The following is a 15,354-nucleotide window of genomic DNA, read 5'->3' as shown; positions in this document are numbered from 1 at the left end:
TTTTGCTGGCTACTTATTTAACTATTGGAGAAGGCGGTATTGCCCCACTACATTTGTAGTTTTGCAACACCGCCTTTTTTTGACACGTTTTTTGACATAAAGTTGAATCTTCATTTGCATTATAAGGCAGTTCTGTAAAATAGTTGATGCTTTCTGAAAATGATGAAGGAAAATGTAGTTAAAAGTAGAATAATTTGTTTAACAGCCGTTGATTACTTTATCAAAAATGATGTAAATCTGATCTTAGCAGTATTTCCATCAGAGAAGGGAAATATGGAATCATCACATTTTTTTTCAGTTTTATTTTTCTTTTCTTGTGTAATGAGCAGCTCTCTTGGGGCCTATACACTTTATCTTGACCCGAAAGCCGGATTGAACAAAGCTTTTTTTGTACTGTGTATTTCCTTGAGTCTATGGGCTTTCGGGTTTTCCATTTGCGTTTCTGCCCAGAATCAAGAACTTAGCTTAATCTGGCGTAGGATCTCAGTCGTTGGTTGGGGTTCGTTTTTCAGTATCCTGCTTCATTTCAGTTTAATTCTAACCGAGAAAAAAAATTTGTTAAACAAATGGTGGCTATACCTGCTGCTTTATTTCCCCTCCGTCCTGACAATGTATATTTATGGGATCTCCGGTTCTGCGGAATCTAAGTATAAATTAATTCATACGGTCAATGGCTGGATTAATGTTCCGAATAGTGGCTTTAATTCTTTCTTCAATTATTATTATATTATTTTCTGCATTGTTTCCGCAGGAATGATTTGGTTATGGGGGAGAAGAGCTTCTGCCCGGAGTAGTAAGAAAAAGGCAAGGCTCATCCTATCTTGGATTATTGCAACCTTAATCTTTGCATCCTTTACGGATATTGTCGCCAGCACTTTTTGGAAAATGCCGCTTCCCCAATTGGCTCCTTTTATTATCTCGATGTCGCTCATCGTCATTTACTACGCTATTAAAAAATACGGACTGATGAAGCCTGAGAAGATCATCAATGCTGAGGAAACCATCTTAAATGAATCCACCCGCGGCAATATTATCAGCTATATGGCCTTTGCTATGTTTGCCTGCGGCGTTATTAATTTTGTTTCGTTTTTTCTTTTTAACATGACGAACGATTTAACGCCTGTCATATTGACAAGTATTGCTGTCCTTTTTCTAGGACTTGTCATTTTGTTCGTGAAGTGGATGCCTATCGCGGAAAATAAAAAAGATATTATTTATTTTGTGGTGAATGTTCTGGCCATTCCAATTTTTACTTTAAGGTTTATTGAAACCGGGAGTATTACGGTTTGGGCGTTTCCTATTATTTTTGTAATTATTGCCCTGGTGTTCAATCAACGCATTATCTTAGCTTCATTGGGAGTCTCCATCATATCTACCCAGATTCTGGGCTGGTTCATCACGCCAAAGGTTAACGTTGAGATAAATGCTCAAGACTATTTGGCAAGAATCTTATTTTTCCTTGTCGTTCTTTGGTTGGCTTTCTATGTCAATAAACTGTATATTCGCAGACTGAGAGAAAACGCTGAGCAGATAAAACTGCAGAAATTAATCTCGAAGATTTCTTCGGATTTCATCACAGCAAATCAAATGAATTTAGAGCAGAAAATCAATCAGGCGCTTGAGGAATGCGGACGGTTTTTTGAGATGGACAGGGCATGGATTTATTTACTGGACAGGGAGCAACATCGCGTTACCCTTCCGTTTGCTTGGTACCGGCATGGTCTTATTGTCAGCGAAGCGATAGAATGCCCGGGAGCGGAAGACTCGATCCTCATGAATCAGATATCAGAGGGTAAAATTATTCATACAAAATCAGAAATTTGCCTACCCATTGCTGGAAACGGTCAGATATTAGGCTCATTTGGGATTGATTCCCGCAGAATCCCTAAAAAATGGCGTGAAGACCAGATTGATTTACTCAAGGTCATTGCAAATATTTTGGGAGACGCTCTGACGAAAGTCCAGGCGGAAAGAGAAATTAAACAATTAGCCTACTATGATCATTTAACGAAGCTACCCAACCGGGTATTGTTCCAGGACAGGGTTACGCAAGCGATCCACCAAGCCGGCCGGATTCAAAAGATGCTCGCGGTGATTTTCCTGGATCTTGATTCTTTCAAAACGGTTAATGATACTTTGGGCCATGAAGGCGGGGACGAACTGATCACTAAAGTCGGGCAGGAATTATTGGAATGTACCCGCAAAACCGACACAGTATCCCGTTTTGGCGGCGATGAATTTCTGATTTTGCTGAATAATATTTCCGACTATCAAGATGTTATGGCCATTGCCGATAAAATAATGGGTTTATTCAAAGAACCGGCGGTACTAAGAGGTAAGGAATTCTTTGTTACAGCAAGTGCAGGGATTGCGCTATATCCTATTGATGGACAAGATACAGAAACGTTGATTATAAACTCGGATATTGCAATGTATAAGGCCAAAGAGAAAGGGAAAAACCAGTATGCCCTCTGTTCTTCCGAGATGAAAGAGGACATTCGGAATAAAATGATACTGAAAAACAGTCTGTTCCGAGCTTTAGAACGCGAAGAATTGTTGGTGTATTACCAGCCCCAGGTCCATCTTCCGGAAGCAAAAATCATCGGAATGGAAGCTTTGTTAAGATGGAAGCATCCGGAGTTGGGAATGGTATCCCCGGCAGTATTCATCCCGATTGCCGAGCAAAGTGGGATCATTAACACGATCGGAGAATGGGTACTTAAAACAGCTTGCCGGCAAAATAAGATCTGGCAGGAAAAAGGATATCCTCCGGTGCGGATGTCTGTTAATATTTCGGTAAATCAACTTCGCAACCCGAATATTGTTGGTCAGATCGCAAATGTCCTTCAAGAAACCGGACTTCAACCCAAGTATCTGGAATTGGAAATTACAGAAGGTTCTGCGATAAATGAAGCAAATATTATTCAGGTTTTAAACGATTTTAAGAAGTTAGGGATTACCATCTCTATCGACGACTTTGGCACAGAATACTCCTCTTTAAACAGGCTGAAAAATTTGCCGATCGATCGATTGAAAATGGATATGCATTTTGTTCACGGTATTGAAAAAGATGAAAAAGACAGAGCAATCACCAAAGTCATCATAAATCTTGCTAAAAATCTAGACCTGGAGGTTATTGCCGAAGGGGTGGAAACCGAGAAACAAGTACAATTCTTAAGTCAGAACATGTGCGACGAGGTTCAGGGTTATTATTTCTACCGACCAATGCCTGCTGAGGAAATCGAAGAATTATTAAGAAAACCATGCGCCAATATCCTATAGATACATAGTCTTTCTACAAAATCAACTCCACCCACCGATTGTTTTCGCTGTAAATTCCTCATGTACTTTCTTCAGCAAGACCGGGATACTCAGCGCCTGTGGGCAATGTTCCTCACAGATTCCGCAAGAAATACACTGATCAGCTCCGGAACCGGAGGGGAGCAGACTTTCCCTGTACATCCCTTTGTCTACCCAATGCGTTTTCATGAGCTGGTGGCTGTTGTAGAGTCTGAATATTTCAGGAATGCTTACGCCTTGGGGACAAGGCATACAATAGCTGCAGCTTGTACAGCCGATGCTGTTATTGGACTCGAAAGCTTCCCGGATTTTTTTGATCAGATTTTGGTCGGCCTCGGACATTACGTTGACTGCAGATTCATCAAAGATCCGCAAATTGTCCTTCAACTGCTCCAGCGTACTGGCGCCACTAAGAATCACGGAAACCTCAGGCATATTGTAAAGCCAGCGGAAACACCACGCGACCAAGGATCTCTTCTCCGGATATTGATGAACCAAATCAGCGACTGCTTCGGGAACGTTAGCCAGCATGTAGCCGCCCCTTAACGGTTCCATGATAACAACCGCCAGACCCTTTCCTGCCGCATATCTCAACCCCTCAATCCCGGCCTGCTGATTTTCATCCAGAATATTCAGCTGAATTTGTGCCATCTCCCAGTCAAAGGCATCCACGACCTGTTTGAATGCCGGCAGTGTCCCATGAAAAGAAAAACTCTTGTGCAGTATTTTACCCTTTTGGACCATTTTATCAAGGAAAGTAAGACCATCAAAATGATTGACTTTCTCCCAGTTGTCATGGTTCATGTTGTGGAGAAGATACATGTCAATATGATCGGTTCCCAAGCGTTTCAGCTCTTCATCCAAGTATTTCTCGAAGTCTCCGTGTTTGCCGATTTTCCATATGGGGCTTTTGGTGGCGATCAACGCCTTATTCCGATAGCCCCCTTGAAGCGCTTTCCCGGTAATCATTTCACTGTTTGGATAGATGTAAGCGGTGTCCAGGTAATTGACTCCGTGATCTACCGCATACCGCACCATTTCTATCGCTTCTTTTTCACTTTTCGGGAATCGCATACAGCCAAGCCCCAGCCTTGAAACTTGGAGTCCCGTTTTTCCTAGTAGCGTATATTGCATGATATTACACTCCATTTTATCTTCATTCTTTGTTATACCCTATTGCGTTATTTACTAAGCATCTCTTTAATTTTCTTCCACAGTCCGGTGCCAACCATATTATCGGCAACTTTTATGATTTCCTGGACTTTAATCAGGATATCACCCTCACCGGCCCAGTGCCTGCGGACAACTTCCGGGTTCGTGTTATTAATAATGGTGTTCAGGACATAAGCAGCCACGGATATATCGTCAACAAATCCTACCGGTCCTACAAAAAGCTCAGGGATTAAATCAATCGGTGAGACAAAATAAGCAATCGCAATCGCCAGTTTTGCTTTATCGTCTACGTTGACTTCCTTGTCTATAGTCAATTTGCACAGAAGATGAAATAAGTCGGGGGCAATCAGGATATACTCTGCATACTTATTCGTTTTACCTTCCTCACTTGTGAAGTAATCCTTGATCTTTTTCCTTAGAGATTGATAAAAATCATTATGGTCGTTCTCATGGTCGTTCCTCATTTGGTCACTCATGATCTAACCTCTTTTCGTTATTTTTCGTTATTTTATGTACAACAGAATATTTTATAGGCGTCGTCTTTTATTGCTTTTATTGTAGCTTCTTTCTCTAACAATTGCACCAAGGTTTCAAAGGGTATTTTCCTGTCCATGACGAATATCTTCTTAACCGACAATAAACTCTTACGCTTGGAGAAGGTAAATCATGAAAATCACTGACAAGAAGCTTCTTACGATTACCGTCCTATTGCTCATAAGTACCTTGATCCTTTCCGCTTGCAGCTTTAAAAACAATTCTTCTGCTCCTTCGGCTGCAGTTTCCTCCGCTGGAACCAATAACACCAGTGATCAGGAAGTGGTTTCAAACTTAATTATGAAAGGTACAGGTCTCAGAGAGATCTCTTATCATCTTGTAACAACGAATGCGGGAGTATCTTCCGAAAGCAACGTTTGGTTTAAAGATACCAAAATGAAAACGGATACGATTACGAATGGGCAAAGAACGGTCTCCATCTTCGATTTAGAAAAGGGAGAAATCGTTTCCTACCGGCCAGGACAAATTGTGGCTGCCAAGGTAAATATTAACGAATATAAAGGGAATGACAATATTACCCCCATGGACTATTCACTGGCATTAGATACAGATGAAAATGCTGATGTAAGTTACCAAATCATCGGAACACAAACGCTTAACGGATTGGAATGCAAAATAATTTCTGTAACCAGCGGCCAAGGGAATTATAAAGATTGGTTAAGCACAAAATACGGAATCGTCATTAAGTTTGAACTGGTTCAGGACGGGCAGACCAATACCTCAGAATATACAGACATTAAAGTCGGTGCAGGTTCCATCCCCGAAGGTACATTTGACTTACCGAAAGAGATTCTTATTCAATAAATCCCATGAGGATTTCCATGACTTCTTCCAAATACTTTTAGGAATTTTTTACCGGTATAATGATTGAAATTCTGAGGTATCCTATTTAAGGTTAAAGAAAAGGGAACCGTATTCTCTCACGGTTCCCTTCCGGCTTATAATCATTTGCTCTCGAAAATCAGTCTTAACGCATGCCGAGGCTTTCAAAAGTCTTCTTCACCATGTATCCACCTACGGAACCATTTTGTCTAGCAGATGTATCAGGGCCTAAGTTTACACCCATTGAACTAGCTGCCTGACTCTTGTCTATAGGAAGTCTATATTTTGCCATTACTTTTTCCCTCCTTTCCTTTTTGGAATGTACACTTATTATTAACATATTTACCTTTTCTACACTGGCAGTTTTTGTTATAGATCATATAGTCAAAAAAGACCGGCACTCTTGATACTGCCCCCTGAATATATTGACATTAAACGAAGATGCTTTTGGGCGGGTGGTATCCTATGAATGCTGTGGATCGTATATCCAAAGCTTTTCAATCTGCTGAAGAAATCCCTGTTGACGATTCCTCGAAGATGATTTTAATGAGTGATGTCCATAGGGGGGACGGCAGCTGGGCTGACGATTTTTCCGGGAATGAGAATCTGTATTTTGCAGCGTTAACGCATTATTATAAGGAACAGTACACGTATATCGAGCTTGGTGACGGTGACGAACTGTGGAAGTATAAAAACATGTCGGACATCGTGCCTGTTCATAAGGATACATTTTCACTCCTGCAAAAATATTATAATGAAGGCCGCCTTTATTTCATTTACGGAAACCATGACATGGTCAAAAGCAATGATCATTTTGTACAGAAATGCTTTAACCGGTACTATGATGCCGAGGAAAACCGTCACGTTCCTTTATTTGAGAATGTTAAATTTCACGAGGGGCTCGTTTTACGGTATAAGGATTCAGACCGAAAAATTCTTTTGATCCATGGGCACCAAGGCAGTATGTTGGACTATACGTTTTGGGGGTTAAGAAGATTTCTGGTCAGATATGTATGGAAGAAACTTGAGTTGTTCGGTTTTAAAGACCCCACCAGTACAGCCAAAAATTATCATAAGAAGGATTCTATAGAACAAAACCTTACTGAATGGGTCAATCAGGAAAAGCACATGCTGATTGCCGGTCACACCCATAGGCCCATGTTCCCTGATGCGGGGAAACCGCTATATTTTAATGACGGCAGTTGTGTTCATCCGCGTTCGATCACAGGCATAGAGATCGCGGAAGGCAATATTACACTGGTTAAATGGAATATCAAAACCAAGGATAACGGTACCTTGTATATAGGCCGGGAAGTTCTTGCAGGACCCAGAGACTTAAAGGGATACCTTTAAGTCTCTGGTCTTTCCTCTTATTTTGTATCGTCATGATATTTACAAGCTCCGCACTTGCGCCAACCGAAACCATGACGCCGATCATTGACAGCGTCCGCTCCTTATTGATGACTGGGACTGTAAGTAACGCCGTTGGATAGCGATTTAAAATAACCTATCCTTCATTTGGGGCTAAGTGGTGTTACAGCCCTTTTGTATTGGCTGCCGGAGCTATCAGAGCATATTTCTGATGCTTTCCGCCGTATGCCGCTGAAAATTGAAATCCCGGAATGTTTCTTGACGCGACGCTCCAAGCGCAGATCCAGCTGATTGATCAATGGCTGCTTTAAGATCCGCCTTCAGGCTCTGATCCGTTGTTTCCTGGTATAAGGTGTAGATGTACGGGACCGCTGCATCAGACAAGCCGGACAAAGCCTGCACATCGAGATTCTCCAGGGTTCCGTTACTGTACCTGTCAATATTATAGGCAGCGATTCGGCCGTCGATGTTCCCGTAGCTCAGGATCATGAAAAACACTACAAATCCGACCAGCATGATCCTGGCTGCGTTAAATTTTTTAAACTGTCTGACGGCAATCACCGCAAACAGAAAGAGCAGCACAAGCATAAACCAAGTCGTATAGACACGCAGCGGGGTCAAACCAAAATAATGGATGTACATCACCATCTTGCTAATGGCCGTAATGATCAACATCAGGGTGAAAAGGCATAAAATGGCTGTTTCTATTTGCAGAATCCTCACCTTGTCCCTTTTCACAATAAGATGGGCCACCGTAATCACGACCATATTGATCCCGGCTACCGCACAAAGTTCAAAAAAACCTCTGCGGGCATACTCCGCATGCGTCATGAGTTCCGGGAGACGGTCATTGAATGCCGAGAAAAGATAGGTGATCTGAGAAAGAAAAAAAACCACAAAGACAAGATTCAACGCTGTCAAGGCGGTGTATACGGTCACTCCCGGGGAAAAACGGAAAGCAGCGGCCGTTTTGTCAACAGTCTCGATGGTGACATATCCCGTATTCCTCCCATGCCGGTCGCCGTAAATCAATCCGTACAGATAACAGGCGACGGGAATTCCCATCAATATCTGGACGATAATATTCATCGATACCGAAAACTGCAGATTGGCGATCATCCCTGCGAAAACAGCATCGGCTCGTGTCAATAGGTTGATGACTGCGGCCAGGATCGGAATCATCACAAGAATACCAACCGCGCCGGCCAGAAGGGATTTCCCCTTTTGATTTCTGCCAAACAGTCTCTTGACCGCGCCAAAGCAGCAGGCAAAATTGCGGAATGGGATGACCAAAACCTGATTAAAAAGATCGCCCAGGATATAGGCGGAGATCCTTTTCTCCAGGTTTCTGCCCGTAAACAGGCTGATCCAATAGATGACAGCGGCTGTAAGAAAGATAAAATTCAGTCCTTTGATCAGGATATTATCAAAAAGCAAAAAAACCAGGGACGACAGGATAATGACAATGAAACATAACCAGCTCGTTCTTGTTTGACGGAACTTACCTGATTTCAGATATAGGACGGTAGACAGACAGAATACTGCTGCAAATAAGGTAACACCCGCACCAAGACCGGCAGCCAGGATCAGATTCCAATATAAGAAGCCGCAGACCAGCATTGCCAATGCGAAAACAATATCACTCCTTGTATAGGTTGCCGTATCCGTACTGTTATTCATCTCCCTGTTATTCATCTTCCTGTTCTCCTTTCCGATACTCTAATAAATCTCCGGGCTGGCAATTCAGAACCTTGCAAACTTGTTCCAGGGTCGAAAAGCGGATAGCCTTTGCCTTATTGTTTTTTAGAATTGAAAGATTAGCCGGAGTGATTCCGATTTTATCCGCCAGCTCACCGGCAGAAATTTTTCTTTTTGCCATCATAACGTCGAGATTAACGACAATCAATGAGAATCCCTCCCCTAAATCGTAAAATCATTTTCTCTTTTGATAACAATCGCCTGTTCAAAAACATTTTTGATCACTCTCAGGATCAGCCCTAAAAAAGCGGCACAAACGGCTATAATCACAAAAAGAATATAATAAAATCCTGAGATGAACAAAATGGCGGAGACGACAAAACTGCACCATGACAACACCCGCAGGAGTTTGACATTTTTTTCTATAAACACTTCTTCCCGCCTGATGTTGGAAAGAAGCCTGCCAAGACAGATCAACGATAACATCCCCGGCAGAACACAGGCATAGACCGTTAGGAGCAAGGAATGAATGATTTCAGGATCTTTTCCTGTATAGTTTACATATGTAGGGATTAAATTCGGCATAGCAAAAGCTGCACATATGACCAGGACAATGGCGATCTTGGTACAAATGGAAGATAGTCTTACGGACTTACTTGGATTCCACATTGTATCATACCCTTTCTATCTATTTTGGTTCTATTGTAAATGGTATATTATTGTAAGTCAATATTAATTTATCATTTATCAATATATTTATGTTGTTTATAGATAAACTCAAACGACTAAATTGAAAACTTAATTGAAAGGCGAGATGCCATTTTGTAAATCAAAACGCGGTCTTTGTAACGAAAACAAAATGCAGCTTTGTAACCCACTTGCAGTTTGATTTACTCGTTCTTCTATGGAAAAAAATATTAAACAGATCATCAAAGCAAAATATTAACCAAAAAAATAACCTTGGAATGACTTGAAAGTTCCAAGGTTATTCTTTTTAGTTCTTACTGTTTATGAAGTACTACGATGATCAAATTTATTTGTTCTTAGTTATAAGCGGATACAGAGCTCGAATTCATGATGGCAGCAAGGGCACTTTACTGTATGTTTGCCTTTTCGCCGCGGCAGCCGAAGTACTCTTTTACAGTGCGGGCATTTGCGGAAACGGTGGGTTTTAATTTCTTTGATTCGGCGCATCGTCAAAGAACCTTCAGCCTTAATCCTATTCCACATTTTCATGAATTTATCGTTTTCCTGGCGTCTTTTATAGATGTTCCGGGATAAGGTTCTGAAGATCATTCCAGCCAGAACAGCCCCCATCAAAATACTGATGATTCCTGAACGGATAAACGTATTGGCGATCAGTAATACAAACCAGACCCCAAGTAAAGCATAATACAACTGATCAATGCCGTACCGGCCAATCATCAAACGTGTCAGCTTATTTTTCAAATTACCCATTGCCCACACTCCTTACGCTATTTTCATCAACAGAACGGACAGCAAAGGTCCGCGATACATAAGCCAAAACAGAGTTTGTCCAGCGTGTCATTCGGCATGCCGAAGCCGCGTCTTTGTTGCTGATAAACGTGTCCGCCGCGTTGCAGCATATTCAAGATGCGTTGGTATTCCGGATTGCCGGGATTCATGCGTACGGCTGTTTCGGCGTGGTTCAGCGCAGTGATGATGTTGCCGATACCGGCATTGGCAACAGCACTGCAATAGTACCATTCGGCACTTCGGTCACTCATCCTGGCCAGAATATTCAACGCCTCGCGAAAATAGCCCAAATTGATATAGTGTTTTACCGAATCATACGCTGAGGAAGCATATTCTCGGGAAGCGTTGCTCCCGTTGTAATAGGTGTTTGGGTAGGGGTTTCCGCTTTTGATCTGTTCGTAAGCGGCATTGATTTCACTCATTTTTTTAGCCGCTTCCGCATTGCCGGGGTTCAGGTCCGGGTGGTATTTTTTGGCCAGTTTGCGATAGGCCTTTTTTATTTCATCATCCGCAGCCGTCTGAGGAACACCAAGTACTTGATAAGGATCGGATATCATTCTTTCTTATCTCCCCTTTACTTTCTTTTCGCTGCTTCATACCTTGTCCAAACGCCTGAATAGAGAATGTTTTCAATAAGGTTTTGATCGCGTTTGATTGGCAGTTGCCGGTATTTTTCCATACAGTCGGCCATAAGCAGATTTAATATTTGCGGAAAATGATCTGTTGACAACGCAGTCAGCGGATTATAGCATTCCTTTTGGATGTCCATTTTGAGATCAAGACAGGCATCCATAATGTAAATGAATTTGCCAAGCGATTCTCCAAAGTTACGTAAATCTTGGGCATCGTCATCTTCTTGGAAAACGAAGACTTCGCCCATGAGTCTGCCGAAACAACCTGCAGGAATATCCGGTTTCAGTTCCCCTGATTTTTCTATGTCGGAAAGGGTGTTCAAGCACTCACTGATGACAGCACATTGCCTGGGATGGCGGATGGCAGCCTGCCTGTATTTCTTTTCGAACAGCTTGGCTTCACCCAGCGACAGGATCTTCCGTTCGTCCTTCCAATCATCGAGAAATTTGAAATAAGTCAGGACAATACTCATATCGGCGGTATAATCTGAGATCTCGTTATGCCAATAGCAGTGAGGTTTGCGGGGATGCATGATGCATCGCCCGGTTTGAATGGTGGTATCTTTCTGATAAAGCGCGGAAAGGAACAGTACGAGGAAAGTCATGTCATAGTTTAGTGTGATACGGCTAAGGGTGCCGTGACGGTCTCCCAGCGTCTGGCATAAACCGCAGTAGCACGACCGATAGTGTAGTTTTTCTTCGGCAGTTAGCTTATCGATATTGGCGACGACATAACCGAACATATTTTTCACCTGACTTCATTCATATCATATTTAAATATAAATAAAAAAACCTTCACCCCCAAGGGCAAAGGTCTCGCTTACAATCAGTCAATTGCAATAAAGCCGGGATCGAAATCCGTCTTGACGACTTTATTATCCAGCTACTCCCCTTTGATTTACGATAACGCAATTATACCAGAAGGAAAATGTTGATGCAACTACGAATATTTTGTTTTGCGAAAATTTACTGCTAATATAAAAATGAATATAACCTCCATTTTCCCGGTAACTCAGAACAGCAGCGGACAAAAGGCTGCGTTCCCCCGAATTGCCATTATAAACAAAACTTGACCAAAACCGTTCCGCCGTACGCAGTATTCTGCCTTTGAAATCAGGATCTCTTCAGCCTGACTTCAAAGGCAGTTTTGTTGGACAACCCCGGCTGGTTAATACGGTATTGGTATACGGCATCATAGTAGAAATACCGCTGTTATGACCCCCGATCCGGCCGCGTTTGTCGCTGTTGCACCCGGCACTGTGAAATAGTTTGCGCTAATGCCTTCCAATGTATATCCTTCTTTCGGAACCAGCGTGATGGTCGCTGTGTATTGCTGGCCTTCCACAAAGGGGGCGTCGGCCGGCGTCCAGGTGACCGACCCGGTATACTGCTCCGTTTCGGTGGTCGCTGTCACAGGTGCCGCTCCCGGTGCAGGCGGTGTAACCCCGGCTATTTCCGAAATGTCGATGGTGGCTGCTGACGTTATAGGTGGTAACGCCTTGAACACTGCCGTAATGACCCCGGATCCTGCAGCATTATGCGCTGCTGCTCCCGGTACGGTGAAGAAGTTCGCACCGACGCCTTTTAAGGTATACCCTGCTTTAGGAACAAGCGTAATCGTCGCCGTGTATTCCTGGCCGTCAACAAAGGTACTGTCAGCAGGCGACCAGGTGATTGTTCCTGAATACTGCTCCGTTTGGATCGTTGTCACGGGTATCGCCCCCGGTTCAGGTGCAGTTACGCCGGATATTTCCGGTATATCGATCGCAGCTGCCGTAGACGGGGCCGCAAGGTGGGCTTTAACTTCCGGATCCAAGGAGGCAAGGACCGTGCTGTCCCAGACTTTATCAGTGGTTTTACCTAAAAGAAGGTTCTGAGCGACTTCTTTGGCTGCGTCTCTGTTTACCTCCCAGTAGCTTAACCCATCAAGATTAATTGCATCGCCGGGCAGTGTTTGGGTCACGATCGTTGCATCTTCAAAGGACTTGGCCGCCCCGGCGAGTTTTAGGAGATCTTTCAGAGACAAGTCTGTTTCCACAGCCTTCATTAATTCCGGAATCAGCTCGGGCAATTTTAATAGGGTGGCAGGCTGAAGCATTTTTTTACCCACAGCGGTCAGTACTTTCTGCTGCCTGGCGGTTCTCCCGATATCGGCGGTTGCGTCATGACGGAAACGGGCATATTGGAGCGCTTTTGTCCCGTCTAATTCCTGTACCCCGGCTTTTAGGTTGATATAGCCGTCCTCTTTATCCCCGGTCTCATATTTCATGTCTTTTTCCACGTCAATGGTGATCCCGTCCAGCGTATCGATCATATCCTTGAACCCATTAAAATTCGTCAGGACATACCCATCCAGCTCAATACCGGTCAGTTCGGTAACCTGTTTTTCCAGCTCCGGAATCCCTTTTAACATGGGAACGGCATTGATCTTACAATAGCTTTTTGATCCGGGGAGTGTTACCCGGGTGTCTCTCGGAATGGACAGTAAGGAAATAAGTTTCGTCTTCGGGTCAAAGCTGGCTACAATGATCGAGTCCGAATTGTAAGAACTTGCCCCTGGCCTTTTATCCGTCCCGATCAAAAGAATACTGACCCGATTGTTCAAATTCACACTGTCGCCGGGCAGATTGCCTCCTTTAGCGAAATAGAAGGCAAATGCTGCCGTCCCGGCAACAATGCCTGCGATTACCAGTGCTATGATCATAAAAACTTTTTTCAGTTTTTTCTTCTTTCTCTTTTTTTCAACCAATACATTCACCCCATTTTGATTTTGTGCCATAAAAAACATACCACTTATTACCGCATGTATCAATACCAATTTTTTGTTATTCTGCCAACCAAGCAATAAATTTTATCGCAGTATCCAACATTTCTTGCTTAGTGAAATCGATTTGATCTGATCTTTGAGATAGTACCATTATTCTCGGCATGCAATTTGAGAGATCGTTGGCAAATAATTTTTACAAAACCAGAGAAAACTAATGAATACTTACTCTTCTATAGGAGATTTAAAATGGATGAAAAACGAACAGCAAAATTAAAAAGGATCTACGAGCTGGAGAACCTTCAGATCCATTATTATCAGTCCCAATTGTCTGAAAGCGACGATCCGATATTTAACAAAGCTCTATTCAAAATCGTCGAAGCTGATAAAAAGCATGCTGAATTTTTTACTGAGCTTTTTCGTGAACATAACATAGACATCCCGCTAATCACAGCAAGTATTGCTGACATTGCCGGGAGCATTATCGGGGAGGCGATTGAATTAGCCGGGCAGGAAAATATCTGTAAGATTGGGTTTGCCTTAGAAAATCAGATGTTGGAAATATACGCTGACTTAGTAGAAGAAAACCTGAATTCAGATTTATTAGATAAGCTCATAGACTTTAAGATTGATAAGGAATTTCATGCCTTATGGCTGCAACACTATGCTCAGTATCTAAAACACCAAAAATCCCAAAAATCCTATAGTAATAATCTCATCCAAGATTCCGTTGAAGATCATCCAACCGTGAATATGAATGTACGTTTGATCTAGATAATTTAAATTTCAACAGTTAAACAAGAGATCTATAGACCTCAGGTATAACTTTTGGGAGAAACAAAACCGCTCATCGGCGGTTTTTTTTGTGCCATTTTCAAAATAAAAAGTTTTTGATCTTCAGTCAGGTAATCTAAAAAGCCAGCCTGAAGGTACTCGATTATAAAATTTGTCCTAGACAATGCTGTTGCCAACATAAATTGGTCATCCAGACCATTTCCATTACACTAGAAACACTATAAAATATACTTATATCTTTGTCCAAAGGCAAAAACAAAAATACTTCAAGCAAACATACGTTCTCATATCATCCATTATATGGTATAATAAGGACAGTAGGAAGTAACCTCAACTGAAAGGGGGTAAACCAGATGGATAACGATCAATTTCAGGAACTGGTACTGGATCAATTGGGTTCTCTTGGGAAAAGAATGGAACGACTTGATAACCGGCAGGATCGGTTTGAAGAAGGGCTGCAGCAACTTCACTTTGATCAGCAACAGCTCAAGACCGGTCAGCAGCAGCTTCACTCTGATCAACAAGAGCTCAAGGCAAGTCAGCAGAAACTTCACTCTAATCAGCAAGAGCTCAAGGCAAGTCAGCAGAAACTTCACTCTAATCAGCAAGAGCTCAAGGCAGGCGCCAGCAGAAACTTCACTCTAATCAGCAAGAGCTCAAGGCAGGCCAGCAGAAACTTCACTCTAATCAGCAAGAGCTCAAGGCAGGCCAGCAGCAAATCTGGACGAGTATAGATACAATTGCTGT

At 42.6% G+C, this 15,354-nt stretch carries 16 protein-coding genes; 5 read left to right on the top strand and 11 right to left on the bottom strand.

What is annotated here, in order from left to right; genetic code table 11:
* The first annotated feature begins 321 nt into the window (after window positions 1-321).
* Window positions 322-3,282 (top strand): EAL domain-containing protein, encoded by a 2,961-nt coding sequence (locus tag DEHRE_RS03155; protein ID WP_242837022.1) that lies wholly within the window; start codon window positions 322-324, stop codon window positions 3,280-3,282.
* Window positions 3,283-3,303: 21 nt separating this feature from the next.
* Here DEHRE_RS03155 and DEHRE_RS03150 read toward each other — a convergent pair whose 3' ends face one another.
* Complete coding sequence (locus DEHRE_RS03150; RefSeq protein WP_025205232.1) at window positions 3,304-4,434, bottom strand: aldo/keto reductase; 1,131 nt, start codon at window positions 4,432-4,434, stop codon at window positions 3,304-3,306.
* Between the two features lie 47 nt (window positions 4,435-4,481).
* Window positions 4,482-4,949, bottom strand: a complete 468-nt coding sequence (locus tag DEHRE_RS03145; protein WP_025205231.1) for a YkvA family protein — start codon at window positions 4,947-4,949, stop codon at window positions 4,482-4,484.
* Between the two features lie 190 nt (window positions 4,950-5,139).
* On the opposite strand from DEHRE_RS03145, the gene DEHRE_RS03140 reads away from it, so the two are divergent.
* A complete protein-coding gene (locus DEHRE_RS03140; RefSeq protein ID WP_025205230.1) occupies window positions 5,140-5,832 on the top strand; it encodes a DUF4412 domain-containing protein in 693 nt (230 codons plus the stop codon).
* 163 nt (window positions 5,833-5,995) lie between these two features.
* Here DEHRE_RS03140 and DEHRE_RS03135 read toward each other — a convergent pair whose 3' ends face one another.
* Window positions 5,996-6,142 (bottom strand): small, acid-soluble spore protein, alpha/beta type, encoded by a 147-nt coding sequence (locus DEHRE_RS03135; RefSeq protein WP_019225711.1) that lies wholly within the window; start codon window positions 6,140-6,142, stop codon window positions 5,996-5,998.
* Window positions 6,143-6,315: 173 nt separating this feature from the next.
* On the opposite strand from DEHRE_RS03135, the gene DEHRE_RS03130 reads away from it, so the two are divergent.
* Window positions 6,316-7,203: a metallophosphoesterase family protein gene (locus DEHRE_RS03130; RefSeq protein ID WP_025205229.1), complete on the top strand. Its 888-nt coding sequence runs from the start codon at window positions 6,316-6,318 to the stop codon at window positions 7,201-7,203.
* A gap of 213 nt (window positions 7,204-7,416) precedes the next feature.
* Here the strand turns inward: DEHRE_RS03130 and DEHRE_RS03125 are convergent, their stop codons facing one another.
* The 7 genes from DEHRE_RS03125 to DEHRE_RS03095 all read right to left on the bottom strand — a co-directional run bounded on the left by DEHRE_RS03125 (window position 7,417) and on the right by DEHRE_RS03095 (window position 13,827).
* The gene (locus DEHRE_RS03125; RefSeq protein ID WP_019225713.1) at window positions 7,417-8,916 is read right to left on the bottom strand and encodes a DUF4153 domain-containing protein; all 1,500 of its coding nucleotides are present in this window, start codon (window positions 8,914-8,916) and stop codon (window positions 7,417-7,419) included.
* A complete protein-coding gene (locus tag DEHRE_RS03120) occupies window positions 8,909-9,127 on the bottom strand; it encodes a helix-turn-helix domain-containing protein (protein ID WP_019225714.1) in 219 nt (72 codons plus the stop codon). Before DEHRE_RS03120 ends, DEHRE_RS03125 begins: the two co-directional genes overlap by 8 nt.
* Window positions 9,128-9,141: 14 nt before the next feature.
* Window positions 9,142-9,588, bottom strand: coding sequence for a DUF2975 domain-containing protein (locus DEHRE_RS03115; protein WP_019225715.1), 447 nt, complete (start codon window positions 9,586-9,588; stop codon window positions 9,142-9,144).
* A gap of 378 nt (window positions 9,589-9,966) precedes the next feature.
* Window positions 9,967-10,377 carry a Zn-finger containing protein gene (locus tag DEHRE_RS03110; protein ID WP_019225716.1) on the bottom strand — a complete coding sequence of 137 codons (411 nt, stop codon included), beginning with the start codon at window positions 10,375-10,377 and terminating at the stop codon, window positions 9,967-9,969.
* A 26-nt stretch (window positions 10,378-10,403) separates the two neighbouring features.
* Window positions 10,404-10,973, bottom strand: a complete 570-nt coding sequence (locus tag DEHRE_RS03105; protein WP_019225717.1) for a DnaJ domain-containing protein — start codon at window positions 10,971-10,973, stop codon at window positions 10,404-10,406.
* Window positions 10,974-10,990: 17 nt separating this feature from the next.
* Window positions 10,991-11,791, bottom strand: a complete 801-nt coding sequence (locus DEHRE_RS03100; RefSeq protein ID WP_019225718.1) for a DUF5685 family protein — start codon at window positions 11,789-11,791, stop codon at window positions 10,991-10,993.
* A gap of 449 nt (window positions 11,792-12,240) precedes the next feature.
* Window positions 12,241-13,827 (bottom strand): LCP family glycopolymer transferase, encoded by a 1,587-nt coding sequence (locus tag DEHRE_RS03095; RefSeq protein ID WP_019225719.1) that lies wholly within the window; start codon window positions 13,825-13,827, stop codon window positions 12,241-12,243.
* Between the two features lie 234 nt (window positions 13,828-14,061).
* On the opposite strand from DEHRE_RS03095, the gene DEHRE_RS03090 reads away from it, so the two are divergent.
* The gene (locus DEHRE_RS03090; protein WP_019225720.1) at window positions 14,062-14,586 is read left to right on the top strand and encodes a hypothetical protein; all 525 of its coding nucleotides are present in this window, start codon (window positions 14,062-14,064) and stop codon (window positions 14,584-14,586) included.
* Window positions 14,587-14,627: 41 nt separating this feature from the next.
* On the opposite strand, the gene DEHRE_RS15170 is transcribed toward DEHRE_RS03090, so the two are convergent.
* The gene (locus DEHRE_RS15170; protein WP_019225721.1) at window positions 14,628-14,786 is read right to left on the bottom strand and encodes a hypothetical protein; all 159 of its coding nucleotides are present in this window, start codon (window positions 14,784-14,786) and stop codon (window positions 14,628-14,630) included.
* A gap of 174 nt (window positions 14,787-14,960) precedes the next feature.
* On the opposite strand from DEHRE_RS15170, the gene DEHRE_RS14610 reads away from it, so the two are divergent.
* Window positions 14,961-15,341 carry a hypothetical protein gene (locus tag DEHRE_RS14610; protein WP_026071860.1) on the top strand — a complete coding sequence of 127 codons (381 nt, stop codon included), beginning with the start codon at window positions 14,961-14,963 and terminating at the stop codon, window positions 15,339-15,341.
* Window positions 15,342-15,354: the final 13 nt, after the last annotated feature.

The organism is Dehalobacter restrictus DSM 9455, assembly GCF_000512895.1.
GTDB lineage: Bacteria > Bacillota > Desulfitobacteriia > Desulfitobacteriales > Syntrophobotulaceae > Dehalobacter > Dehalobacter restrictus.
The sequence above is the reverse complement of the archived record's forward strand: the minus strand, read 5'-3'. Positions and strand labels throughout refer to the sequence as shown.

Bases quoted from the DNA above. Each gene is read 5' to 3' on its own strand.
- DEHRE_RS03155 (WP_242837022.1), top strand. From the start codon at position 322: ATGAGCAGCTCTCTTGGGGCCTATACACTTTATCTTGACCCGAAAGCC.
- DEHRE_RS03150 (WP_025205232.1), bottom strand. From the start codon at position 4,434: ATGCAATATACGCTACTAGGAAAAACGGGACTCCAAGTTTCAAGGCTG.
- DEHRE_RS03145 (WP_025205231.1), bottom strand. From the start codon at position 4,949: ATGAGTGACCAAATGAGGAACGACCATGAGAACGACCATAATGATTTT.
- DEHRE_RS03140 (WP_025205230.1), top strand. From the start codon at position 5,140: ATGAAAATCACTGACAAGAAGCTTCTTACGATTACCGTCCTATTGCTC.
- DEHRE_RS03135 (WP_019225711.1), bottom strand. From the start codon at position 6,142: ATGGCAAAATATAGACTTCCTATAGACAAGAGTCAGGCAGCTAGTTCA.
- DEHRE_RS03130 (WP_025205229.1), top strand. From the start codon at position 6,316: ATGAATGCTGTGGATCGTATATCCAAAGCTTTTCAATCTGCTGAAGAA.
- DEHRE_RS03125 (WP_019225713.1), bottom strand. From the start codon at position 8,916: ATGAATAACAGGGAGATGAATAACAGTACGGATACGGCAACCTATACA.
- DEHRE_RS03115 (WP_019225715.1), bottom strand. From the start codon at position 9,588: ATGTGGAATCCAAGTAAGTCCGTAAGACTATCTTCCATTTGTACCAAG.
- DEHRE_RS03110 (WP_019225716.1), bottom strand. From the start codon at position 10,377: ATGGGTAATTTGAAAAATAAGCTGACACGTTTGATGATTGGCCGGTAC.
- DEHRE_RS03105 (WP_019225717.1), bottom strand. From the start codon at position 10,973: ATGATATCCGATCCTTATCAAGTACTTGGTGTTCCTCAGACGGCTGCG.
- DEHRE_RS03100 (WP_019225718.1), bottom strand. From the start codon at position 11,791: ATGTTCGGTTATGTCGTCGCCAATATCGATAAGCTAACTGCCGAAGAA.
- DEHRE_RS03095 (WP_019225719.1), bottom strand. From the start codon at position 13,827: ATGGCACAAAATCAAAATGGGGTGAATGTATTGGTTGAAAAAAAGAGA.
- DEHRE_RS03090 (WP_019225720.1), top strand. From the start codon at position 14,062: ATGGATGAAAAACGAACAGCAAAATTAAAAAGGATCTACGAGCTGGAG.
- DEHRE_RS15170 (WP_019225721.1), bottom strand. From the start codon at position 14,786: ATGTTGGCAACAGCATTGTCTAGGACAAATTTTATAATCGAGTACCTT.
- DEHRE_RS14610 (WP_026071860.1), top strand. From the start codon at position 14,961: ATGGATAACGATCAATTTCAGGAACTGGTACTGGATCAATTGGGTTCT.